Annotated in this window: 14 protein-coding genes; 5 read left to right on the top strand and 9 right to left on the bottom strand. The window is 57.7% G+C overall.

Annotated elements, in window-relative coordinates; all coding sequences use genetic code 11:
• Positions 1-4: 4 nt before the first annotated feature.
• The 4 genes from H5T64_11680 to H5T64_11665 all read right to left on the bottom strand — a co-directional run bounded on the left by H5T64_11680 (position 5) and on the right by H5T64_11665 (position 10445).
• A complete protein-coding gene (locus H5T64_11680) occupies positions 5-5848 on the bottom strand; it encodes an Ig-like domain-containing protein (GenBank protein MBC7264998.1) in 5844 nt (1947 codons plus the stop codon).
• Positions 5849-5860: 12 nt separating this feature from the next.
• A complete protein-coding gene (locus tag H5T64_11675) occupies positions 5861-8278 on the bottom strand; it encodes a PBP1A family penicillin-binding protein (GenBank protein ID MBC7264997.1) in 2418 nt (805 codons plus the stop codon).
• Between the two features lie 109 nt (positions 8279-8387).
• Positions 8388-9419, bottom strand: a complete 1032-nt coding sequence (locus tag H5T64_11670) for a polyprenyl synthetase family protein (protein ID MBC7264996.1) — start codon at positions 9417-9419, stop codon at positions 8388-8390.
• Between the two features lie 3 nt (positions 9420-9422).
• On the bottom strand, positions 9423-10445 hold the full coding sequence (locus H5T64_11665; GenBank protein ID MBC7264995.1) for a type 2 isopentenyl-diphosphate Delta-isomerase: 1023 nt from the start codon (positions 10443-10445) through the stop codon (positions 9423-9425).
• A gap of 254 nt (positions 10446-10699) precedes the next feature.
• Here H5T64_11665 and acpP point away from each other — a divergent pair, with 254 nt between their 5' ends.
• From acpP to H5T64_11650, 3 genes are all read left to right on the top strand, one after another.
• Positions 10700-10948: an acyl carrier protein gene (acpP, locus tag H5T64_11660; protein ID MBC7264994.1), complete on the top strand. Its 249-nt coding sequence runs from the start codon at positions 10700-10702 to the stop codon at positions 10946-10948.
• Positions 10949-11051: 103 nt separating this feature from the next.
• Positions 11052-12347, top strand: coding sequence for a geranylgeranyl reductase family protein (locus H5T64_11655; protein ID MBC7264993.1), 1296 nt, complete (start codon positions 11052-11054; stop codon positions 12345-12347).
• A gap of 17 nt (positions 12348-12364) precedes the next feature.
• The gene (locus H5T64_11650) at positions 12365-13225 is read left to right on the top strand and encodes a DegV family protein (protein MBC7264992.1); all 861 of its coding nucleotides are present in this window, start codon (positions 12365-12367) and stop codon (positions 13223-13225) included.
• A gap of 110 nt (positions 13226-13335) precedes the next feature.
• On the opposite strand, the gene H5T64_11645 is transcribed toward H5T64_11650, so the two are convergent.
• A complete protein-coding gene (locus H5T64_11645; GenBank protein MBC7264991.1) occupies positions 13336-14289 on the bottom strand; it encodes a site-specific integrase in 954 nt (317 codons plus the stop codon).
• A gap of 289 nt (positions 14290-14578) precedes the next feature.
• On the opposite strand from H5T64_11645, the gene H5T64_11640 reads away from it, so the two are divergent.
• Entirely contained in the window at positions 14579-16594 is a 2016-nt protein-coding gene (locus tag H5T64_11640; GenBank protein ID MBC7264990.1) for a glycosyltransferase family 39 protein, read from the top strand.
• 81 nt (positions 16595-16675) lie between these two features.
• A complete protein-coding gene (locus H5T64_11635; GenBank protein ID MBC7264989.1) occupies positions 16676-18898 on the top strand; it encodes an amino acid permease in 2223 nt (740 codons plus the stop codon).
• Between the two features lie 40 nt (positions 18899-18938).
• On the opposite strand, the gene H5T64_11630 is transcribed toward H5T64_11635, so the two are convergent.
• The 4 genes from H5T64_11630 to H5T64_11615 form a co-directional block, all read right to left on the bottom strand.
• Complete coding sequence (locus H5T64_11630; protein MBC7264988.1) at positions 18939-21164, bottom strand: xanthine dehydrogenase family protein molybdopterin-binding subunit; 2226 nt, start codon at positions 21162-21164, stop codon at positions 18939-18941.
• Positions 21161-21643, bottom strand: a complete 483-nt coding sequence (locus H5T64_11625) for a (2Fe-2S)-binding protein (GenBank protein ID MBC7264987.1) — start codon at positions 21641-21643, stop codon at positions 21161-21163. Before H5T64_11625 ends, H5T64_11630 begins: the two co-directional genes overlap by 4 nt.
• Position 21644: 1 nt before the next feature.
• Positions 21645-22514: an FAD binding domain-containing protein gene (locus H5T64_11620; GenBank protein MBC7264986.1), complete on the bottom strand. Its 870-nt coding sequence runs from the start codon at positions 22512-22514 to the stop codon at positions 21645-21647.
• A gap of 1027 nt (positions 22515-23541) precedes the next feature.
• The gene (locus H5T64_11615) at positions 23542-23979 is read right to left on the bottom strand and encodes a hypothetical protein (protein ID MBC7264985.1); all 438 of its coding nucleotides are present in this window, start codon (positions 23977-23979) and stop codon (positions 23542-23544) included.
• Positions 23980-24133: the final 154 nt, after the last annotated feature.

Here is a 24133-nt window from a genome sequence, read left to right as displayed (position 1 = left end):
ACGCCTAGCGTGCGATGGTGAATTTCAGCCCGTCGCCGCGCCCGAATACCTCTGGGAAATACATCTCGTAGGCATATGTCGGCATCACCAGGAACTGTCCGGACACGCTAGCCCGCATCAAATACGTGTACTCATAGGTGCCCTTGGGTAAGTACGTGGCGAAGAGCGCCACCTTCTCATCCCGCAATTCACTGTGGTTCCAGAACCACCACCAGTAGCGCCAGCGATCCACGGACTGTAGTTCAGGCGCTTCGTAAGCAGCGCTGGTGGTTTTCAGGCTGGTGTCCAGCGCCTCACAACCAGCAGGAAGCGGATCCTCGAGCACCAGGTAGTGCAGATCTTGTGGTGCGATCAGGGTCAACTTCACCTGGATGACATCGCCTACGGCCGCGCTCTCGATAGGTTGCTTCGGGTCATCCAACAGCGCGTATTGCCGTGAGACGATGATGCCGCGGTTCAGCGCTTTCACTTCCTCGACGGGCAAGTAATAGCGCAGATAGGCGGAGTAGTACAGCCGTCCCGCTCCCGTCTGGCCAGCAGCGGGTATAGGTCGCTCTATTTCCAACCTGTTGGCTTGGTCGGCCAACAGATCGGCCACTGCCACCTGCAGTTTGCGGGTCTCGTCTACGTTCGCGGCTGTTACCGTGTCACGGCCCAGTTCTTTGCCATTCACCCGCACCCTATAATTATAGTCAGCCTTCAATTCGCCAGTCGATACCATAAACTCCGTGAGTGCCAGGATGGCGGTGGCTGTTTCCTGGGTGCTTTCCCAGTGGCCTTCTTTGCGCGCCATCATCAGCCAGCGCACGACGTTCGGAATCAGGGCATTATCTGGCACCAGGCGCACCAAGGCTTGCAGAACGATGGCTGTCGAGCGGGTATTGGTGTTCATTGTCCGGTAGTCTGTGGTCGCCTCTTCCCAGTGTGCGCCGGTTGCGCTCAGTATCGCTCCATTGGTCAAGTCACTTACCAATGTCTGGGTCCGGCTATCGGTCTTATCAAGCAGTTGGATGGCCATAGCCAGATATGCTTTGCCGTAATAGCCCAGGCTATCGCGCTTCTCGTAGAGCGAACCGATCAGGCCGCCCTGAAGGCTGCCAGCCTCGGCCAAAACGTAAAGGATGTAGGCGCGCGAGTCATAGTTGTGGTAGGCCAACACATCCTGCTGATCCTTGAGTGCGCCTTGCAAATAGCCGATTGCCCGGCGGATCACTTCTTCGTCCACTGCAAACCCGGCTTTCTTGGCTTGTACCAAGCCGAAAAGCACATAGGACGAGATGTACGGGTTGCTGCGATCTGTAAGCCACCAACCCCAGCCTCCATCGTAGTGTTGCAGGGCATAGATGCGCTGCAAGCCGACACCCACATATTGCGCCGTCCGTGCGGCTAGGTCGGGCCTGTCCAGGCCCAACTGTTTCACCGCCATATAGGTGGCGACGTTGGGGAGGAAACGGCTCACTGTCTGCTCGATGCAATCGTAGGGGTATTGCTCCAGATACTTGAGCCCGTCGCGCATAGATGCGGCCAGAGAAGGATCTACCTGTACGGTCAATTCGCCCATGGTCGGATCGTAGCGCGGTGGCAGGCTCACCACCTCGAGGCGAGTCTCGCCGCTCTCCACCTGTCCGGCAGTGGCGACGACCTCCGGCGAACTGAAGTGATATACGGGCAAGGTGATCTCCACGGCGTCGGTAAGATGGCCGGCCTTTGCGCTCCAGAGCAGCACGGCCTTGTCCGTGGGCTTTACACTGACCTGCCAATTGACGGCCGTCTTGCCCAGGGCAGGTATCTGCACTTGCTGGCTACCGCCGTCCACGCTCAATCCCTCAGCACTCAGGCTAACATCCACCGTGACGTCGCTATTGGTGTTGTTGTGGATCACCGCCCCCAGTTGGGCCTGGTCGCCGATGACGAAGAAGCGCGGTGCAACTGGCCGAATGAGCAAGTCCTTGGTGCTTACGATGTCCAGAGTGGCCTCGCCTACCTTCGTGTCGGCGGTAACCGCCACGCTTCCCAACCGCCATGTGGTCAAGTTGTCGGGCAACTCCACAGTTACCTGGGCCTTCCCTTGGGCATCCGTGCGCACAACAGGGTTCCAGTAGGCTGTGTCGGGGAAAGTACGACGTACCGGACCTTGTACCAGGGCTCGTTCACCGCCGCCACCTCCTTTGGCTTCCGGCGCAATGCGCTCATTGAAGTGATCCACCGAAATGGCCAATGTCGCTGCCGTGCGGACGCCCACGCCACGCTCATGGTAGAAGTGATCCACGATCTTGGTGCGCGTCTCGCCACCGGTGAGTGCAAGCACCGAGAGGTCCACCAGGTGCAAGGACAATTCCGCCTGTACAGGCTTACCGGTGTAGTCTGTTGCCTGGATGCTATACGTTACCTTCTCGCCGGGGCTGTAGTGAGTGCTTTTGTCCGGCGTGATGGTGACGGTGACTTGCCGCTCGATGGTGGAAACCGGCAGTTTGATATAGCCAACCTTGTAGGAAGCGAGCGGGTTGCTCGCATCGTGGCCTTTGACAATGACCACGGAGACATAGATATTCGGTGCGTGCTCGGGCTTGATGGGGATGGAGAGCAAGTCACTGTTAGTCTCCAGGGTGAGAACACGATGCTCGATGATGTGTCCCCGCTCAATGGTGAGTAGCGCTTTCACCGGGCCAACGTAGGACGATGGCACCAAGATCTGCGCAGTGTCACCGAGAGCGTATTCTTTCTTGTCGGCGATCAAGTCTATGCGGTCGGTGTTCTCGCGTCGCCAACTGACGAATTCGTAGGAGGACACCCACAAGTAAGTAGCACTCTGGATCGTGTTGCCTCGCTCGTCTTTACCAGTGGCCAGTACTTTGTATGTGCCACCCTTTTCGGGTATGAAGGCAGCGCGGGCGGTGCCCGCCGCATCGGTGGTGATAGTGGTGGTATAGACAGGTGTATCCTCGACCTTGCTTGTCCAGTAGAAACGACCATCGTCGCCTCGCTCCTGGACGCTGTACCAGCGGTGCTCCATGAAGACAACGGTGAGGGCCTTATTTGTGACGGTGATGCCCTCGGCGTCCACTGTGATGATCTTCACTGCCGCCTCTTTGCCCACCCGGCTGACGTAACTTTCTGGTTGCAGGCCAATGTAATACAACCCCTTGTGTACAACAGCCGCTGTCCGCCCGCTCACCGACTGATTATTCACGTCGGTGACCTCGGCCTCAATGGTGAAGACCTGGCTGTTCTTGCGGTCAGCGATGTCGGCGGGTATGGAGAAGGTGAGGCGACCGGCGCTGTCCAGTTTGCCGTAGCCTTCGCTGACGAACTCGCCGAATGCGGTGTAGCGACGGGGCTCGAAGTACTCGTAGTCGGTGAAGTCCCACCATCCTTTACCGGGGTAGGAGAAGAAAAAGGTCTCACGCATCAGTCGCCAGTGTACCTGGGCCTCGGCTACCGGCCCACCGAAGTAGTAACTGGCTTCTACGGTAGCATGGATGGTGTCACCCTGGATGTAGTTATCTTTATCTGTGCTGACCTGGACCTCGAACTCGGGCTTCCGATACTCGGCTACCTGGAAGCCTGTGCCGAAGTACTGCTCGCCGATTTGGGCATTGATGTAGTAGTAACCTAACGAGGCATCTTCGCTTAGTGCCAACTCGCCATTTAGAGTGCCCATGTCGTTCAGCGGCAAGGACTGGTCGTAGAGCGTCTTACCTTGCCCGTCCGTGATGGTGACCCGCAGTTCTTTGAGATCCGGCAGACTGTAGCGGGCGTCGTCGTCAGCACGCACAACGGCCTTGAAGTAAACGGTCTGACCTGGCCGGTAAATGGGCCGGTCCGTGTAGAAATAAACAGTGTAGGGCTCCTGGTATGGTTCACTGTTCAGGTCGAAATCCCAAGGCGAAATGCCGTTCGACCAATCGCTAAGGGCCACGCCCAGGTCTTCTTCCCCGCCGGCAAAGGCGAAGATAGTGGCCCACGGATCGGTCTTGGGGATACTGGTGCTAAAGATGCCCTCCCCATCGGTACGCCCTGAGGACAACATATCGCCAGTGGGCCCTAGGACAGTCACATCCGTATTGGCGATGGGTTGGCCTGTTTTGAGGTCCGTTACCCACACTAACGCTTCGGTTTGGGTGGCCTTGAGGGTCACGTTTGCCCGCGAGATGACGAGCAATTGCCGCGAGACCTCTGTTTCACGGCTCGGCCAGCGCAGTTCCAGATAGTAGAAGCCTGGTTCGAGCGCCTCGCCATTGGCACCCGTCAGGGTAATGGGGGCCAGCGCCGTTACATTTAGCGGGGCCTCTACTTCCTCTGTCCACTGGCGCACCAGGTTACCACTGTAAGGTTTGAAAGTGTCCCATCTCTCCCACCAATCCTGGCCGGTGAGGGCCACGAAGGTGGCGCGATTGAGCCGGTAAAGGGACAGGTTTAATTCCGTAACATTGACATAACTGGCATAGACGACGGTGGTAGTGTAGGCGTTGAACGTGCCAATGCGGTCGGGACCCATCAGGTAGGCAGAAGGATATAACTCGCGGGTGGTGAAGCGAATGGTGTAGTCCTTGTCCAGGTTGTGCCCGTAGCGACCCTTCATCCCCTTGCCGATGCTGATCGTGTAACTGGTGGACGGCTGTGCACCGAAAGAGAGCGAGAGTTGGGTGTCGGAATCCCACCAGTAACTGTAGACCTGCGTGGCTGTGGGGAAGATGGTCAGATTATCCAGCAAGGTATCGCGGTCCATTGGGCTGGAGAAAGTGACCTCCAGGTTAGTGTAAGGTTCAGCGTCCTTCGTCCCATTCTTCGGATAAGTGGTTATGATGCGGGGCAATTCGGCGGTGGTAAACGTCCATTCGTATACTTGTTGAGTGCCAGCATTGCCTGTCGCGGCCAATGCTCCCGCCGCCACGCGCCCGCGATAACGCGTCCCCATGCGCAGGGGCGTGCCTGGCGTGAAAGCCATGGTGTTCCCATCCCAGGTGAACGTGCCCTGAATCTGAGGTAGCCCACCTTCGGCCGCTTGCAGGCTGAAATGCTCCTCTGCCGAGCGATGGTTCATTGGCTGATTGAAGGTAACACTGATCACCTGGCTGGGCCCGACATAAATGTCGCCGTCACTGGGGGTGGTCCTGACCACAACCGGGTACACAGTGGTGAAAGACCAGACATAATCCTCGGCCAGCACGCCACCGGTGGTGTCCTTCAGTCCAGCAGGGACAGTGACGGTGTATGTGGTCGCGGGCAGGAGTTCCACTTCGGGCCTGAAAATGTATGCGGCGGTGTTCAGCCACTCGCCCTTGCCTTGCACTTCCGGCGAGATGGAGAGCGGACTGGGCAATCCAGCTTGCTCGCTGATGGCACTGAGCGGCACGACGGGACGATTGAAAATAACTGCAATCGTAACGTCGGTGGCGATGTCGGTGGTGTCGGGCGCAGGCTGAACACTGGCTACCTCCAGGTAGCCGACTGTCTTGAACCGCAGTTCAACGGGCAAGGCCAGCGCCATACCCTTTGCACTGCGGGCACTCTCGGCTATAGTAACAGTGTAGGTCGCGCCTCGCTGGAGTGGCACGGACGGCGTGAAGCGCAGGTTCGTGCCGTCCCACGAAAATGTCCCTTCCACCTTCGGCTCGATGGTGAATGCTGCCTCTGTGGCTGCTTGGTCCATTGGCTGGTCGAAGGTGATGACAATGGGATCAGTCAGGCCATGCTCTTGGCCGCGCTCCGGTTGAGTGTGCAAGACAACGGGCGCTGTGGGGGGCAGGGGAATGGGCGTGGGCTGGGGTTTGGGTACACACCCGGCCAGCGTCCCTGCCACAAGCAAAATGCAAGTAATTGCTTTCACAAATTGATGTCTTGGCATGTCAGTATCCTCCTAGTATGGTTGCACCTCAATAAACACGCGTGGGCTCTCCAGTTGTTGCCCTGCTATGTCCGTCGCCACGGCGTGGATGGCGTGCTTGCCCAGAGCCAGCGGCCAGAAGGTCGAGTAGGGTGGCGTTGTCACCTCGGCGATGGCCTGATTATCTACGTAGAATGTCATACGGGCGATGCGGGTGCTGGTGGTCGGCCGCGCGGCAACGAGAATGCGCTGGTCGGCGGGCGGCAAGTCCGGCATCAGCCGGTATACAGAGAAGGCGTAAGGATCGGTGAGAATGATTCCCTCTTCTCGGGCGCCTTTTTGCGCAGAGGCTTCTGGTGCTGTCATAGCCACGTGCGGCTGAGGAAAGCCTGTCTCCCGCGCCCATTCCTGAGCCTCAGGAGGCAGGATAGTGAAGATGCGCCAAATGATGTGCTCCGGCGGTGTGTCTGGTCCTGCTACTTCGCCCGTCCGCGCGTCGAGAGCCACGAGTTGGTGGGCATCGCACTCGCGAGTTGGCTCTTTCCCGGCTATGAATATCTCGGTGCGCCGCCGAGTGCAAAGCGGACCGGGCCGTAAACCAGATTCTGCGCACACCTCCACATGGGCTATCCCTGCCGGCTCGGTGAACTCTCGCACGGGCGTGCCTTTCAACACCTCTTCCATGAAATCATGCCAGATGGGTGCTGCCCCACTGATGCCAGATACATTGTGCATCGGCGAGTTATCGGCGTTGCCCACCCAGACACCGACGGCTAAATCGGGCGTGTAGCCTACCGTCCAATTGTCGCGCCAGTCGTTGGTAGTGCCGGTTTTCACTGCCGCCGGGCGCGACAGTTTGAGCACGCTGCCCTCGCCGAAGGCGGGTATGCGCGCCGTGTCATCCGATAGAACGTGGGTGATCAAATAAGCCACCCGCTCGTCCAGTACCGGCTCACCCGGCGCTGGCTGCCAGGCGTCAATCAGTCGCCCGGCGCTATCTTCCACCCGCAGGATAGCGACTGGGTCCACCCGGCGGCCACCGTTGGCAAAAGCCGAGTACGCCGCTGTTAATTCCAATAGCCGCACTTCACCGCCGCCCAGCGTGAGCGCTAAACCAAACTTGCCTCGATCGTCTAAGGTGCTCAGACCCAGTGCATGGGCCAACGAGATCATTTTCTCCAAACCGATGTGGTCAAGCACTTTCACCGCAATCAAGTTGTACGATGAACCGAGCGCCTGGCGCAACGACGTCGGCCCATGATATTTGAGGTCATAATTGATGGGGACGTATGCGACACCCTCCTGCGTGGTGAAGGCAGTGCGCACGTCCATCAGCACGGTCGCTGGCGCATAATCCTCACTGAAGGCAGCGGCATAGGTTACCGGCTTGATAGAGGAACCGGGCTGGCGCGGCATGAGAGTGCAATTCACAGCGCCGTCGATCTTCGGGTCGAAATAGTCCGGGCTGCCGAGCATGACCAAGATCTCGCCGCTCTGTGGGTCAAGGGCCACAAGTGCGGCGTCAGTAACGTTGTGCTGGGGTGCGCCGGGCTTGGGTTCGTTGAGCAGCGAGAGTCGGTAGCGCACGATCTCCTGGGCCCGCTCCTGCATATCCAGGTCGAGGGTGGTGGTAACCCGCAGCCCGCGCTTGTAAATCATCTCTTCCCCATAACGATGCTTGAGGAGATCCCACACATACATGACGAAGTGCGGGGCGCGAATAGGGAAGGGCGTTGCAGCGAAGGAGAGTTTCTCCTGCTTGGCCTGTGCGGCCTGCTCCGGCGTGATGTAGCCAGTCTTCACCATCAGATCGAGCACGACGGTCTGGCGCTTGTGAGCCGCCTCGGGATCAATGAGCGGGTTGTAAAGAGATGGAGCCTGAGGCAACCCGGCGATGAGTGCACATTCCGCCAGGTCCAGATCACGGGCACGCTTGCCGAAAATGGCCTGGGCCGCTGCCTCAACGCCATAGGCTAAGTTGCCATAGTAGGTCGTATTTAGGTACAGGGCGAGGATTTCGTCCTTTGTGAATGCCCGGGAGAGTCGCCAGGCCAAGATGCTCTCCCGCAACTTGCGCACCAAAGTGCGTTGACTGCGCTCTTCGGGCGAGAGGAGCAGATTGCGTGCTAATTGTTGGGTGATGGTGCTCCCTCCAGCCAACACTTCGCCGCCGCGCAGATTGATCCAAATGGCCCGCAGAATCGCCCGCGCATCCACCCCGGGGTTGGTGTAGAAACTGGCGTCCTCTGTGGCAATGGTGGCTTGGCGCAGGTAGAGGGGTATCTCCTCCAGCGGCAACGGTGTCTGGCGACCTGAACGCGGATCCATGATCTCGTAGAGCAATCTCCCGTCGCGGTCTAAGATCTGCGTGGTGGGCGCGATGGTTCCGGCACCTACGCGCTCAAGGGATGGCAAATCCACCAGCAGTGCATTGGCAGCCAGTGTTACCATGCACAGTGCTCCCAGTAAGAGAGCACATAATATGATTCTACGGCGCAAAGCGATTCTACTCATTGACTATGCAGACGCAAGATGATAGAGGGAAGTTCCCTGATGAGGCCTAAAAAGCGCGGTCCGCGGCAGCCAACGCCAATTCCCGCAGCATTTCTTGAGCCGGATTGGCAAGTCCTGTTTCGTCTAGTGCGTCCAGTGCCTTTTGCCGCCTTTCATCAGCCATGGCGCGGACGTACTCGCGTGCGCCGATGCTTTCAAGCACCCGCAGCACCTCGCCAACATCATCAGCGCTCACCTGTGTCTGACGGTAGATGCGCCCGATGGGCTGATCCGGCGCACCCAGGCCCCGCTCTAACGCGTAGACGATGGGCAACGACTTCTTGCGGCTCAGGATATCGTCGGCCGCAGGTTTGCCAGTAACCGCCGGGTCGCCCCAGATGCCCAGCAGGTCATCCACCATCTGGAAGGCCAACCCGATCTCCAGCCCGAAGCGTCGGTACGCCTCGGCGACGGCCTCAGTCGCGCCGCCGATCACTGCGCCGATCTGCACACTCGCCGCAATAAGCGCTGCCGTTTTGCCCTCGATCATCTTGAGGTAGAGCGGCACGGCGATGTCCATACGCTCTTCGAAAGTCAGGTCGAGATACTGTCCTTGACATAATGCAAAACCGGCCTCGTCGAGAATGCGGACCACACGCGATAATGTCCGTTCGGGCAGCTTTCTCTCACGCCACAGAGCCACATGTGCTAGGAAATAGAGCGCGTCGCCGATGTTGATACCCTGCGCCACGCCCCATAGTTTCCAGACGGTGGGGCGGTGGCGACGCGTCTCGCTCGCATCCTCGATGTCATCATGGACCAGCGAGAAATTGTGGATCAGTTCAACGGCTGTGGCGGCACGGAGAGCTGGTCGCCAATCACCGCATATGGCCTCACAGGTCAACAGGCAAAAGAGCGAACGCAGGCGTTTGCCCGTGTCGGCACGGACTGGTTGGAACTGCTCGTCCAGCCAGCCCAGGTGATACCCCATCATTCCGAAGAGATCAGCCAGATCGGAGTCATCGGTCTGACAGAGGGCGCGCAGTTCCGCTTCCACAGCCCCAATGTAAGGCGCTAACTGAGCACCAGTGATAGGCATGGATCAGCGCACCTCCACCGGCGTTGCCTTCAGTGCTGGGATATCAGCCGCCCCCGCGCAAAACATAGCGATGCGCAAGCCCTCTATCACCACGTTGAGTACTTCCACCACCGCCTCAGGGGACCTCGTCGCAGGCTCCAGTAGTGGCAATGCCATCCCCGCTATGTTTGCCCCCAGCGCCAGGGCCACCGCCAGATCCGGCCCGGTGCGGATGCCCCCACTGGCTATGATGGGGATGTCCGGCGCGGTGGCGCGCACCAGTTGGATGGCTTCCGCGGTGGGAATGCCCCAGTGTGCGAAGTGCTCGGCGAGAGTCCGGCTGCGCTGCCCCTGCCCGCGATGTTTCTCCACTTCGCTCCACGATGTCCCTCCGGCGCCGGCCACGTCAATCGCCGCCACGCCCGCCTCGACCAGCAACCGCGCAACCCAGTCGCTGATGCCCCAGCCAACTTCTTTCACCACTACGGGGACGCTCAGGCCACGGCATATCTGTGCGATCTTGTCGGCTAAACCAGCGAAATTCGTGTTGCCTCCCGGCTGGAGGCATTCCTGCATTGGGTTGAGGTGTAGCACCAGTGCGTCTGCACTGATCATATCCACGGCCTGTTGGCATTCCTCCAAGCCATAACCATAGTTCAGTTGTACCGCGCCCAGGTTAGCGAAGAGCAGGATATCGGGCGCGACCTCGCGTACCTGGTAAGTATGCGCCTGGGTTGGGTCCTCGATGGCGGCCCGCTGCGAGCCGACGCCCATGGCCAGGCCCAGAGCCTGTGCTGCGCGGGCCAGGTTCCGGTTAATGGCTGCGGTGTCCGGTGCACCACCTGTCATGGCCGAGATGAGCAATGGTGCTCGGAGTGGCTTGCCCAGGAAAGTGGTGTCCAGGCGCACATCGCTCAAGGCCAGTTCGGGCAGGGCCTGGTGGCGGAAATGGTAACGTTCCAAACCCGCCGTGAGGACGGGCGCGTGGACATCCTCTTCCAAGCAGATGCGCAAATGATCCAGTTTGCGTGTGGAGTTCCCACTCATGGTACCTCCGAAACCTCTCCCACTTGCTGGTGTTTATGAAGATGAGTGCATGGGGCAGAACGCTGAATCCATCATAGTCGCGCTGCAGACTATTGTCAAACCGCTGAGAGTAATTGGCCGCCCACACCTCGAGCGCAGGTCCACAATTGACTATCTGGTGTAAGGGTGTTATACTATTTAGCCAGTTGTCGGGGGAAAGTGATATTGCCCAGGCATCACACAGGACATAAAGAGAAGGAGGGGACATGGCAAGTATGACACGTGAGGAGGTCCTGGCCCGCATCCGCAAGGTGGTGGCCGAGCAACTTGGCATTGAGGAGTCGAAGATCACCGAAGACGCGGATTTCCGAAAGGATTTGGGAGCCGACTCCTTGGACTTGGTCGAACTTATTATGACCTTTGAGGAGGAGTTCGGCGGTGAGATTTCCGATGAGGATGCCCAAAAGATCGCCACTGTCGGCGACGCGGTGGATTACATCCTCGCCCGCTTGGTGAAGGCATAGGCCCTCTCAAGTCACAGCGTGGATTAGGAACAGAACAGGGATGCCTTGTCGGAATGGAGGGCATCCCTGTCGTTTGTTCGGGCACCTACATTGAGGTAACAAGGTGATTGCACTAGACACCACACGCTGCGCTTACTGCGGCTCATGCGTCAGCGTCTGTCCAGTGGGCGCACTCGACCTGCGCGAGACCTATCTTACGATTACCGAGGAATGCACCGAGTGCGGGTTATGCTTGTCTGCCTGCCCGATGGGCGCTCTTTATCGGGATGTGCCCCAACCCAAGGCTGGCACTTTGCCCATTCGTGATACCTACGATTTGGTGGTTATTGGGGCAGGGCCAGCGGGTTCGATGGCTGCATGGAGGGGGGCAAGTGAGGGCCTCTCGGTGCTACTGGTGGAGAAGCGTCAGGAGATTGGCTCTCCGGTTCGCTGTGCAGAAGGAGTCGGCCACGAACCCCTGGCTGCCTTCATTGAACCAGATCCACACTGGATCTCGGCTCACATCCGCAGGGCCGACATTCGCATTCTGGATAGCGGCCTCGAGATGACCCTGGAGGCTCCGCAGCCTTACGGTTACGTTCTTGAACGGCGTATCTTCGACCGAGTGCTCGCCGAGCGAGCCGCCTTGGCCGGAGCTCACGTGGTCGTGAAGACATCAGCAGTCGGCCTTCTGCGCGAGGGAGGCGCGGTGCGCGGGGTGCGCCTGCGCAGCGCATGGGGCGAGCGCGATGTCGCGGCTACGGTGGTCATTGGTGCAGATGGCGTGGAGTCACAGGTGGGTCATTGGGCTGGACTCGACACCACCCTTCTTGCGCGCGACTTGATGTCCTGTGCGCAGTTTTACTTGGTGGGTATTGACATTGATCCCGAGTGCAATTACTTCTTCATCGGCTACGAGATAGCACCAGGCGGTTATGCTTGGGTCTTTCCCAAGGGCGAGGGATGCGCCAATGTCGGCTTGGGTGTGCAGTGCGATCTGGCGGATCGCCCAGCACTGGACTATCTCACGCGCTTCGTGGAAAGCCAGCCGACACTTGCTCGAGGCCACCCTGTGACTCTCATCAGCGGTGGCGTGCCCGTTGGCCTGCCCCCAGCAGATATCGTAACTGACGGCTGTATGCTAGTGGGCGATGCGGCGCACCAGGTGGATCCTTTCACCGGTGGTGGCATCATCAACGCTATGACCGCCGGCCAAATGGCAGCGCAGGTCGCAGCACGTGCTGTCCGGCAGAGGGATGCCTCCGCAGCGGTTCTCCGTGAATACCAGGAGCAGTGGGAGGCCGACCTGGGTCGGCGCATGGTCCGCAATTACCGCATGCGCGAACGTTTCCCGCCAACCCAACGAACCGACGAACGCTTCCTCCGAGTGTTCGCACTGACGGTAGGCGGTGGCAAGTAGATGCGAGGAGAACCAAGATGAGCAAAACAGTCGTGGTAACGGATAGTTGTGCCAGCCTGCCCGATGAGATGTACGGGCAGTATGGTATTACTATGGTGCCGTACTATATCCACATCGGCCAGCAGCAGCTGCGGGACTTAGTGGATGTGCAACGGGAAGAGTTCTTTGACTACCTCGGCCGGGCTACCGAACTGCCTAAAACGGCCAACCCGGGTCCTGGTGACTACCAGGAAGTTTACCGCGCGGCTGTGGCCCAGGGCAACGATGTAATCTCCATCCATATGACTTCCCACGGCAGCGGGGCCTATGGCGCGGCTTGCGTGGCGCGAGATACAGTGTTGTCCGATTATCCGAGCGCTCGCATTGAAGTGGTGGACACACTGAACGTCTCGATGTGTCATGGCTGGATCACTTTAGAAGCGGCTCGAGCCGCCCAGGCTGGCCAAACCACGGACGCGATCATGGGCATTATTGCCGAGATCATGCCAAAGGTGAAGATGATCCAGACTGCTGACACATTGCGTTACTTGTACATGGGCGGGCGCATCGGCAGGGCGACGCATTTGATGGGCTCGGCATTGAACATCAAACCGCTCATTGGCATGGAACAGGGGGTCATTGTGGCGCTGGGCCAGGCCCGTGGGCGACCAGCCGCTTACCGATGCATCGCGGAGATGGTGGAACGGGATGCGGCAGCACGGGCGGTCAAACTGGCTGTGGTCCACGCCGCAGCCCACGAGGCAGCAGAGGAACTGCGCGCCCTGGTAGCAGAGCGGGTCCAGATCGCGGAGACTATCATCACACAACTTTCGCCTGCGCTGGCGGTACACACGGGCCCGGGTACAGTTGGGGTGTGTTACTATCCGCTGGATAGATGACCGGCTATTTGACGCTATCTGAGACCAGTGAGACCAACCACTAAGACACAAAAACGCCAAGAAAGCCAAAATTGAGCCCTTATGGTGAGCCTTTTGGGTTGGCTTCCCTTTCACAGCGGTGCTTGTACGAGCATCTTAATCTTCTCCAGCACCTCTGGCCAGGCGATGGTGGAAAGCCCCATCTTCCGCCGTAATGTCTCTTCGTCCATTCCCCCGCGGTAGTCCCGTACGGCGCAAGTCCAGCGCAGACTCTCAAAGGAGATGCCCCCTTCTATCCCAGCCTGCCGGGCCACATTGTGCAACACATACTCCAGATTCCGTGCTGTGCATTCGAAGAGTTTTGCTCTGGGCTTGTATTGGTCCAAGTAAAGCCGCCATGCCCCAACGAACGAAGAGGGCAAGCGCAGGCGTCGCTCTTTATAATGTTGTCTGGGGTTCTCGTAACGAATGTACAGTACCGGTGAATCGGGGTTGCCGGTTTCAATGTGGTGGAGGGCGATGTTCATGCATTCGCTTTTCTTGATGCCGGTATGGAGCAAGAGTGTCACCAATAGATGGGGTCGGGCGTCTGGTTCATCCGGGTGATGCAGCAGCATCTCCGTAGTCTGCAGGACGCGCTCAACCTCGGTGTCAGTCAGGATGTGGGGCAAGGGGGTGGAGACGCGTTGGTGGACGAGAGGGGCAGCGGGATCTTCGATGAGCACGCCTGTCTCCTGCAGCCAGCCAAAAAAGACTTTGAGGGTGGTGAGTCGGCGACTGAGTGATTTGGCATTGCAGGGCACACCGCGTTCATACCGCAGCCAGTGCAGGAACTGGCGGAGTTTGGCGATGGATATCTCGCCCACCGCAGTATCAGCACCGAGGTAGCGAGCCAGCAAACTTAGGTCGCCTGAGAATGAACGGATGGTATGGGGACTGAACTCCACTTCTATCATATGTTGGTGGAAGCCGCGCATAGCCGCACTGAGAGGCGAGGCGGAAGTGAGAGGTGGTTTGGCGGCAACCTTTCGTTCCTCCCTTGAGGCCTTTGGGGCAGGGAAGAGTTCCAATTGCTCGGCAGACACAAGGTTCCTCCGTATAACCTTTTGTGTAGGAAAAAGTGTGAGAACTATGTCTTTCGCGTAGAACGTTTTACATAATGATAGCAAATGGCCTGGAAATTGTCAAATATGGCGCGTAGCATGCATTGACCCTGAGGGGTTCCCAAACCCTTAGGGTCTATATCTAAGCCTATTGACAGCCCCTCTGCTCTCACGTATCATACAAAGTAGGTGCAACGACGAATGCTATATGAGATGGGCGATATCACGGATGGGGAACTAGTAAGGTTACGTTGTCGTCTCGATAATGATGGTGAGCAAGAAAACCCAGCCTGAACTGATCACAGCAGTTATCATCCTCGCACTCACACTCTTTGCCTGGTGCCTGCGGCTGTACCGCATAGATGCTCAAAGCCTCTGGTATGATGAGGGCTACAGCATCTATATCGCCCGCATGAGTCTGGAGGAGGCCGCTTCCCATTTCCCCTTCGAGATGCAGCCCCCTCTGTACTATTTGCTCCTCCACGCTTGGATCCGGCTAGGAGGAGTCACGTCATTCGCTGTGCGCTGCCTCTCCGCGATATGCGCCACGGTGGTCGTGCCTGCAATGTACGTGCTCGGTCGGCGAACGGTCAATGCAGGTGCAGGACTCTTAGGGGCTTTGTTCACTGCGCTCTCTCCGCTCTATTTCTGGTACGCTCAGGAAACCCGGATGTACGCCCTCGTCCTATCCCTAACTGTCATCTCGGCTTACCTGCTCGTCCGTGTCCTGGAGGGCGGTCTGGCACCCTCCCATCGCCGCCGTCTCTGGGTGGCCTTTGGCCTGGTCACCCTCGGGGCGATGTACACACACTATTTCTCCCTGTTCCTGCTGCCATCTATGGCCATGTATTTCCTCTGGTGCTGGTGGCGGGGGGGCCGAGAGCCAGGGCTATTTCGGGAAGGAGTGGCTGTCGCAACAGGAGTGGCACTGGTATACCTGCCCTGGGTGCCGATGCTGTTGCGCCAGGCGGCACTGGACACTGGCTATTGGACCGGTCGCGTCGGCGTAGTGGCAACGGCAGCGCGGATCATCACCGAGTGGAGTACGGGGATCACGGTAGAGCCTGCCCTGGCCAAGCGACTGACCTTCGGCTACCTGGTTTTGCTGGTGGGTGGTGTGTTAGGCCTGGTGTGGGGCCTGCGCCACGGCAACGGGTTCCGGCGGCGCGGACTGCTTTTCCTGGTGCTTTATCTCGTGATCCCACTGGGCCTCATGCTCTTCGTCTTCATCCAGCGCCCCAAAATCAGTGTCCGCTACACCTTGGTGGCTTCACCACCCTATTTCCTGCTCTTAGCAGGTGGCATCGGTGCCGGGTGGCGATCTCATCCTGCCTGGCGAGGACTCGTCACTCTTATTCCGCGGGCGTTATGCCTACTCGCAGTCGGGTTCATTGCGATGACCTCAGTCTACTCGTTACGTAACGCGATCTTCGACGAGAATTTTGCCCGGCCTGATTTCCGGCGCGTCACCCGCTATCTAGGCAAACACATCGGCCCTGACGAGAGCATCATCTTGGTGTCAGGGCATTTTTTCCCTATCTTTGACTACTATTATCCCAATGCCGAGCGGCTTCTCATACCCAATACGCCTGTGCTCAAGTTGGACGTGCCAGTGGACTTCTCTGTCGCTCAGGAGATAAATCGCTTCATTGTCGGGCGTAAGGGGATCTGGCTGGTGCTCTGGCAGAACGAAATAGTGGATCCCAGTGGGGTGGTTATCGCGTTGCTCGAGGATGTGGGGTGGGAGGTGCCAGTGGGGCGCACTTTCCACGGGGTGGGCTTGCGACACTTCCTTCTACCGCCGGGGGCTCTCATTCGCACCGAGGTGATAATTGACCGGCCCAGCACAGCGATTCTGGGCAATGGGATGATTCGGCTACTGGGCGCGAGACTGGAGCGGAGTATATTCGCGCCAGGGGAGACGGTGGAGCTCCGACTTTTTTGGCAGGCCCTCGCACCGGTGGACAAAAACTACACCGTCTTCACTCACCTCTTAACACCAAATGAACATATGTTGGCACAGCACGACTCTCAGCCGGTGGGTGGGCAGCGGCCCACGAAGACTTGGAAAGTGGGTGAAGTAGTGGAAGACCGGCACTGGATCCACATCCCCGCTGGCACCGAATCCGGACAGTATACCATTGAAGTGGGCATGTACAGGCCCATGGAGCCGGGAATGCCGCGCCTGGAGATGTACGAGGGAAACGAACGCGTTCCATACGACCGGGCGCTTCTGGGCATAATTACAGTGCGTGCGGTCCACGGCCAGCCAGAGCGCCGACCCTGAGCACTTTGACAAAATCGCCACCGAGTGATAAAGTTAAATCTTGTCTGAATCGGACCTAAATACTGGGCAGAAATTCATCCTATGAGCAAGCGCCGATTGAGAAGAGAATTGAACTTAGCACAGGTGGTGATGCTGGGCGCCGGCGGAACCATCGCTGCGGAGATTTTCGTGCTAACCGGACATGCCGCTGGGATGGTAGGTCCCGCTGTGGTCCTCGCTCTCCTGGCTGGCGGCCTGCTGAGTTATAGCATCGCCCTGAATTACAGCGAGATGGCCACTTCCTTTCCTGAGACAGGAGGCGCACTTACCTATGTCCGCGAGGCATGGGGCCCTGGTCTCCTCTCATTTCTGGTGGGCTCTCTCGACTGTCTCTCCAGCACCTTCTACAGCGCCCTCTCGGCGGTGGGGTTTGCCTATTCACTTCAGGTGTTCGTCCCCTCCTTGCCAATCGTTCCTACCGCTCTCGCTGTGATCGGCGTGTTCACAGTGCTCAACTTCCTCGGGGTTAGCAAAGTAGGAAATACCCAGATCGTACTGGGCGGGATATTGCTAGCGCTCCTGGGTATTTACATCATCCTCGGCTTGACTCTTGCTGAGGGCTTCCGATGGGAGGTATTCGCACCTGGCGGCACATTTTTCATTTATCGAGGGGGTTGGGAAAATCTGAGAAAAATACTGGCGACCATCGCTTTGGTCTATAACGCGTACGTTGGCTTCGAGGTGATCGCCGACGATGCCGAGGAGATCAAAGACCCTGGCCGCAATATTCCCCGCGGTATCCTGATCAGTCTGACGCTGATCACCCTCATTTATGTCTCGGCGGCGCTCGTGACATTGGGCACAGTTCCTTGGCAGGAAGTCGCTGGCTCCGAGACCGCGTTGACCGATGCGGCAAGGCGATTCTTGCCTGGCTGGGGCGTGCCGATGATGGCTCTTGCCGGGATGCTTGCTACCCTCACTTCGATCAACACAGCTATGCTGAGCGCTACACGCGAGGCATTTACCATGAGCCGAGACGGCGCTTGGCCTCGTTTCATGTCCCGATTGGGGCGGTTTAGAACACCCTATCTGGCCATTCTGGTGATTGGCACAGTCACCGGGTTCGTTGCTGCCATCGGCCTCGTTGATTTTCTGAGTTATATCTCTAGTTCTGGCTACTTGTTCGTGTTGTTTTGGGCCAGCCTGGCTATGGTCCGCCTGAGGGAACTTCATCCAGACATGAAGCGGCCCTTCAGGGCCCCATTCTTCCCACTCACAGCGTACTTAGCGGCGGGGACCTGTCTCCTCATTGTTGTCTTCACCCATTGGCGAGCGCTGCTGTTTGGTGCCGGTGTGCTTGCAGTCTGCACTGCTTTCTACTACCTTTATCCACCGATTATCCGGATGGTCTCATCTAGCATCAAAGCCAGAGAACCGGCGAAGGACAGAATACTAGTTCCGGTGGCCAACCCCCGCACTGCACAACGCCTAGTCCACCTCGCCTCGATCTTAGCACAGGCGAGCGAGGACACCAGCATTTGCGTTCTTACCATTGTGCGTGTTTCCTCTCGTCTTCCGCAGGGCATGGTAAAGCGCCTGGTAGACCACTTGGGCCCGCGACAGAAATCCTTGCTCAATCAGATTGCTGAAGACGCGGAGGCTCGAAACGTGCCGCTGTACACCAAAATGCGCGCTTCGCCAGATATCTCTACAGGGATCCTAAGCGAAATCAAAGATCACGGCGATGTCAAAATCATATTGATGGGCTGGCCAGGACCATTGAACCCGCAGACTTTAGCCGATAATCCGGTGAAAGTCGTGATCCAAAAAGCACGCACCAACATTGCTGTCTTATTGGACCGGGGTCTGAAAGAGATCCGCCACATCTTGGTTCCAGTTGGGGGAGGGCCTCATTCGCGTCTGGCTCTTCGCCTGGCCTACGAGATCGCTGAGCAAGAGGATGCTCATATCACAGCCTTGCACACATATAGTAGGGCAACCGGAGCGGAAGACGTACAAGATGAGATATTGCTGCTTCGCGACGTCATTGAAGATGAATTGGGCTATGTTCCTGCCAATATAACTATGCGCGTGGCACAGGCGAGAGGAGTGATGGAGGGCATCCTGGCAGAAGCGGCGCGCCATTGCTACGACCTGATTGTGGCTGGAGCCTCGGAAGAGTGGGCTTCTCAAACACGACTCTTCGGTTCCGTTGACGATCAGATCGCCGATCAGGCCCCTTGCTCAGTACTCTTAGTACGCCGGTACGAGCCCGCAGCCATTGCCTGGATTCGACGCCAGGCCAAGAAGGTGGAAAAGGAATAGGGGTGCGATATCTCACACCCCTATCCCAGTGCTTGTTGACTCAACCTTTTCTCTGTAGAGCGCGCCACACCCGCTCCGGCGTCGCCGGCAGCGAGTCAATCCACACTCCTGTCGCATCGTGGATAGCATTCAGTATGGCTGGGGCGGTTGGCAATGTGGTCATTTCTCCCAATCCCTTTGCGCCGTAAGGCCCCCAAGGGTCAGGCACCTCCACGATGATGGGCACCAGTTCCCGCGGCATATCGCGCACCGTGGGGATGTAGTATTCGCTCATGTGTCTTGTCTGGGCCCGGCCACCTTGCTGGATGAAGTGCTCAGTGAGTGCGTAGCCCACACCCATATGTACCCCGCCGCCGATCTGCCCCACGACCATTTCCAGGTTGATGGCCTTGCCCACATCGTGGGCAGACCAGATCTTCAGCACCTCTACTTCGCCCGTCTCCGTATCCACTTCCACCAACGCGATTTGTGTGGCATAGCCGTAGGCACAGTGTGGCTCACAGAGCCCAGTCTGGGGATCAAATGGCGTCGTGGCCCGTGCCTCTCGGCCGTGGTAGGTTGCCTGGGCTACTACCTTCGTCTCGCCTGTTTCGGCGCGTAGGATGGCATCGCGCTTCGCCAACGCCTCTTGGCAGGCACGCACTACGGCGTTGCCCGAGACAAACACATGCCGGGAGGCCGAAGAACTCCCTGCATCAGGCACCTTGGCCGTATCGAGGAAAGCCAGCCGCACTTTGGACATGTCAATTTTCAACGTCTCAGCGGCGATCTGCGCTAATGCAGTCCACACCCCTTCACCGACATCCGATGCGCCGATCTTGAGCAGTGCACGCTGGATATCCCCATTGGGGGCCAGGCTTAGTTCGACAGTACAAGTTGCCTTGTCATCGAAACCCAGGCTGTAGCCCACATTCTTGTAAGCCACAGCCACGCCGATGCCTCGCCGCTTATATGTCGCCGACGCTTGGCCTAGATCTGGCTTGATCCATCGTCCACCCACTTGCCGCCAGCCGGCAGCGAGGGCTGCCTGGCGCAGTGTCTCCTTGAGCCCTGCGACCCCGCCACGCATCACATTGCCGGTGAGGGCCACATCACTTTCATCAAGGAGGTTTTTCATTCGCAACTCGACAGGGTCCATCCCCAGGGCCTCGGCCATCCGGTCCATCATGGATTCATAGCCCACTGGCGGCTGAGTGGCACCGAAACCGCGCATAGCCATCGTCACGGCGTTGTTGGTGTAGACCGTGTAGGCGTCCACTTTGGCATTGGGTACTTTGTATGGTCCTGCAGCGAAAGTGGCAGCATTGCTGAGCACCGGGATACTGGTGGAGGCATAAGCGCCAGCATCGGTGATGATCTCGATCTCCATCGCCGTCAACATGCTATCGCGCTTCGCCCCCACTTTGTACTTCATGTAGAACGGGTGGCGCTTACCACTGCACTGGATGGATTCCTCTCGCGTCCACACCATCTTGACCGGGCGGCGCACCACATAAGCGGCCAGCGCCAGCAAGTGTTGGATGTACATATCCTCGCGCCCACCGAACGCTCCGCCGACGGCTGGCACGATTTCACGGACCTGGTCCTCAGGTAGGTTCAGGAAGTGGGCGATTTGATGCAAGTCGTCGTGGGGCCACTGCGCGGCGGCGATGACCGTTACCCTGCCCTCTTCATCTATGTAGCCAATGCCTGCCTCGGGCTGCATGTAGATGTGCTCGACGGCCGGCGTGATGAAATAGCCGTCCACGACCACGTCGGCCTCAGCGAAGCCTGCCTCCACATCGCCCTTGCGAATTTTGATGTGATGGAGGACGTTGCTCTCACCCCGTTCCTCATGTACTCGGGGTGCATCTGGTTTCATAGCCTCACGCGGGTCGGTGACCACAGGCAGGGGCTCGTACTCCACTTTCACCAACTTGCGCGCTTGTTCAGCGGCCCGCTGACTCTCCGCCACCACGATGGCGATCCGGTCGCCCATCCACCGCACTTTATCGCCCTCCGCCACGAGCACGGGCTGGTCCTTGATGTTAATGCCGTATTCGTTCACTGGCACATCCTTGTAAGTGATGACCCGCACCACGCCGGGCGAGGCCTCGGCGGCGCTGGTATCAATGTGCTTGACAATGGAGTGAGGGTATTCCGCCCATACTACGACCGCGTAGAGTTGGCCGTCCATGTTGAAATCTTGAGGGTATTTGCGCTGGCCTTGGACTTTGGTGTGAATATCTAGGCGGGTGACGCTCGTGCCAATGATGCTCTCGCTCATGATGCACCCCCTTTCTCTGCCATGTGCCTGGCGGCCATAGTAATGGCTTGCACAATCTGATAGTAGCCTGTGCAACGGCAGAGGTTGCCGGAAATGCCCTGTTCGATCTCCTCTGTAGTGGGGTGTGGGTTCTCGTTCAGTAGGGCTTTGGCGGACATGATCATCCCTGGCGTGCAGTAACCGCACTGCGCTGCGGCTTTCTCCTTAAAAGCCTCCTGGATGGGATCGAGTTGGTCGTCTTCCGATAGTCCTTCGATGGTCAGCACCTCACGTCCGGCGGCCTTAAACGCGGGGAAGATACAGGATGTAACCGACACGCCGTCCACTAGGACGGTGCAGCAACCACACTCACCCTCTCCACAGGCGATCTTGGTGCCGATCAAACCGAGTTTGTCGCGCAATACGTTGGCCAGCAAGTCTCCTGGTTCTACATCCACCGAGACTGCTTTCCCATTGACGGTCATCTCAATCTTAGGCATGTTACACCTCCAACCCGGCTGCTTTGCTCAAGGCACGACGCACCAGCACCTCGACCATCGCTGTGCGGTATTCGGCACTTCCGCGCAGCAAACTATCGCGGGGGTGCGATGCTTTCGCAGCCAGCCTGGCTGCGTGGGCTATGTTTTCTGCATTGACTGGGACCCCATCCAGCGCTGCTTCGGCCTCGGCCGGGCGCAACGGCCGGGGCGCGACGGGTCCGATGGCGATGCGTGCCTGGCGAAAGCGTCCCTCCTCAATATCCACCACTGTGGCCACGGCGAGCATGGGCAAACACAAGGCTCTCCGCTGCGACAGGCGCTGGTACGCACCGTTCATCCCGCGCTCCAGGGGGTGAAAACGCAGCGCTGTGACCATCTGAGCACACGGGTTGACCCGGCAGATCCCCACATCTTCGTAGAGTTCGATAACAGGGGCCCAGCGCCGACCCATCTCATCAGCGATTTCCGCTTCGGCGTCCAGGGCGGTAAGAGCAATTGCTCCGTCAGCGGCAGGCAGCGCATTCACCACATTACCTACCAGTGTGCCCACATTGCGGATCTGTGGTCCGCCGACCATGCCACAGGCCTCCGCCAGCACGTTAGCGCGCTGTCGGATGAGCGGTGATTTGGCTACTGCGGCGTGGGTAACGTTGGCTCCAATGAAGATGTAGCCGTCGCGTTCCTCAATTTTGTCCAGGCCTGGGATGCGGGTGATGTCCACGAAAACAGCGGCGGGGCACTGGCCCCGCTGGCTCTGCAGTACGAGATCGGTTCCACCCGCGATGAGCCGGGCGTTCCCACTGTGGGCGGCCAGCATTTCCAATGCCTCCTCCACAGAGGATGGAAATAGGTACGCAGCGATATTTAACATATGCCCTCCTCTCATCTTTGGGAGTTGATGTACCCTTATACATAATCACTGGACAGGAGTATTCTACCCTGTGGGATGGCGATTTGTCAATGGGGCGGAGGACAAGGACTTAGCGCAAAACTCGGACCACATTCTGGGTAGAAAAAGTTAAGGTAACCTCATCCCCGGGTCGAGCCAGATTGGGAGAAAACTGCATATTACTGGCCCTGTCGTTATGTCGTTGGTGAAATAATTGGGCTGGTTTTTGGCAAACCTCAATCTCAACCCGAGAACCCTTAATCACCTCATCTCCTTTGACATTCACCCAAATTGAACTCCCGGGTGTTTCTCCCGGTGTCGGTGTCGGCGTCGGCGTCGCCCCCGGCGGCGGAGTCGCCGTCCCGCAGCTCTGGCCGTCAATCAAAACTCCTCCCGAATTAGCACAAAGATCGCGGTCAGGCCTTCCGCCCTCACAATAAGTCACTGGATAAACGCCCGGCGGAGTACAGCAAGTTTTATACCAAGACCCATTCACACAAGCGGTATTCGGGTCAGTGCCATTGTAACTTGAGGCATTACAAATCCCCGGTACCACATGGCCATTGGCCGCATAACCAGTATTCCCTCCGCCCGTCGCCCCTTCACACCGGTCCGAAGCATCACACTGATAATAAGCATACAAATAAATCCACCAATACCATCCGGATTCCCCACATTTGCAACAAGAATAAGCATACTTAAATGTCCAAACATCACATGGTTCGCCCGGTTGACAACACCTGTTTTCTAAAAGAGCGCCATTTCTCTCGCAATCTGCCATAGAGACTTCTGTACAGCCCTCTCCGCAAGTATCGGCCAAGGCTTTTTGGGGCCAGAAAAGGAAACCAGCCAGTAAAAGCAAGAAAAAGAAAATCTGACAGATTCGTTTAGTCATCATTGGAAACTATTGCCGGTAATTGGCAGGGATTCTCCATCCTTTTCCACACTAAAATAAAAATTTACTTCTCTGGTAGAAAAAATTGGCTCACCACTTATCCGAGTAAGAATGTCACCCTTCCTTACGGCAAAGGGTAAAACCTCTGGTTCTCCCTGGAAAAAAAACGGCTTTATAGCCCTCTTGACTAGTTAAAGAAATTACCTTAAAAGGTGTTCCATCCTCGTTTTTCCCCGCTCCCCGATTTGGCTCACCCGTAAAGGCTACCAGCAAGGGCGTTCCTTCAGGTAAAATAAATTCTATTCCTGCCAATTCCCCTTCCCAATAAACTTCTTTTCCAGACTGACAGTAATCTTGAGGCACTGGACAACCGATGGTGAATTCTACCTCCTTGAGAGGCTCTGGAGAGGGTGAAGAAATCCCTGGTTGGGGTTTCCGCCAAAAGACACCATAGCGAGAGAGAGCAAGATTGAACCCAATGAGGACAATTATCAAAGAAATCAGACCAAAAAGGGCAATTTTGGGGAGTTTAGAATCCTGGGCAGTTTCCATCCTGCATTAAGAATAAAAGATTGAGGTTCTATTGTCAAGGGAGAGTGAAAACAAGATCCCCCCGCTGATTCAAGATATCATCCGCATTAAAATCTAGGATGTTCTTTCCGTCTTCGCTAGGTATTGCTACCTGAATTTCCCCAGGAAACCAATT

The sequence above is a fragment of the Chloroflexota bacterium genome (assembly GCA_014360825.1).
Taxonomy (GTDB): domain Bacteria; phylum Chloroflexota; class Anaerolineae; order UBA2200; family JACIWT01; genus JACIWT01.
Note: the sequence above shows the minus strand (reverse complement) of the source record. Positions and strands in the feature narration are given on the sequence as shown.

Bases quoted from the DNA above. Each gene is read 5' to 3' on its own strand.
- H5T64_11630 (MBC7264988.1), bottom strand. From the start codon at position 21,164: ATGAGCGAGAGCATCATTGGCACGAGCGTCACCCGCCTAGATATTCAC.
- H5T64_11615 (MBC7264985.1), bottom strand. From the start codon at position 23,979: ATGGAAACTGCCCAGGATTCTAAACTCCCCAAAATTGCCCTTTTTGGT.
- H5T64_11675 (MBC7264997.1), bottom strand. From the start codon at position 8,278: ATGGTAACACTGGCTGCCAATGCACTGCTGGTGGATTTGCCATCCCTT.
- H5T64_11680 (MBC7264998.1), bottom strand. From the start codon at position 5,848: ATGCCAAGACATCAATTTGTGAAAGCAATTACTTGCATTTTGCTTGTG.
- acpP (MBC7264994.1), top strand. From the start codon at position 10,700: ATGACACGTGAGGAGGTCCTGGCCCGCATCCGCAAGGTGGTGGCCGAG.
- H5T64_11650 (MBC7264992.1), top strand. From the start codon at position 12,365: ATGAGCAAAACAGTCGTGGTAACGGATAGTTGTGCCAGCCTGCCCGAT.
- H5T64_11665 (MBC7264995.1), bottom strand. From the start codon at position 10,445: ATGAGTGGGAACTCCACACGCAAACTGGATCATTTGCGCATCTGCTTG.
- H5T64_11670 (MBC7264996.1), bottom strand. From the start codon at position 9,419: ATGCCTATCACTGGTGCTCAGTTAGCGCCTTACATTGGGGCTGTGGAA.
- H5T64_11620 (MBC7264986.1), bottom strand. From the start codon at position 22,514: ATGTTAAATATCGCTGCGTACCTATTTCCATCCTCTGTGGAGGAGGCA.
- H5T64_11625 (MBC7264987.1), bottom strand. From the start codon at position 21,643: ATGCCTAAGATTGAGATGACCGTCAATGGGAAAGCAGTCTCGGTGGAT.
- H5T64_11635 (MBC7264989.1), top strand. From the start codon at position 16,676: ATGAGCAAGCGCCGATTGAGAAGAGAATTGAACTTAGCACAGGTGGTG.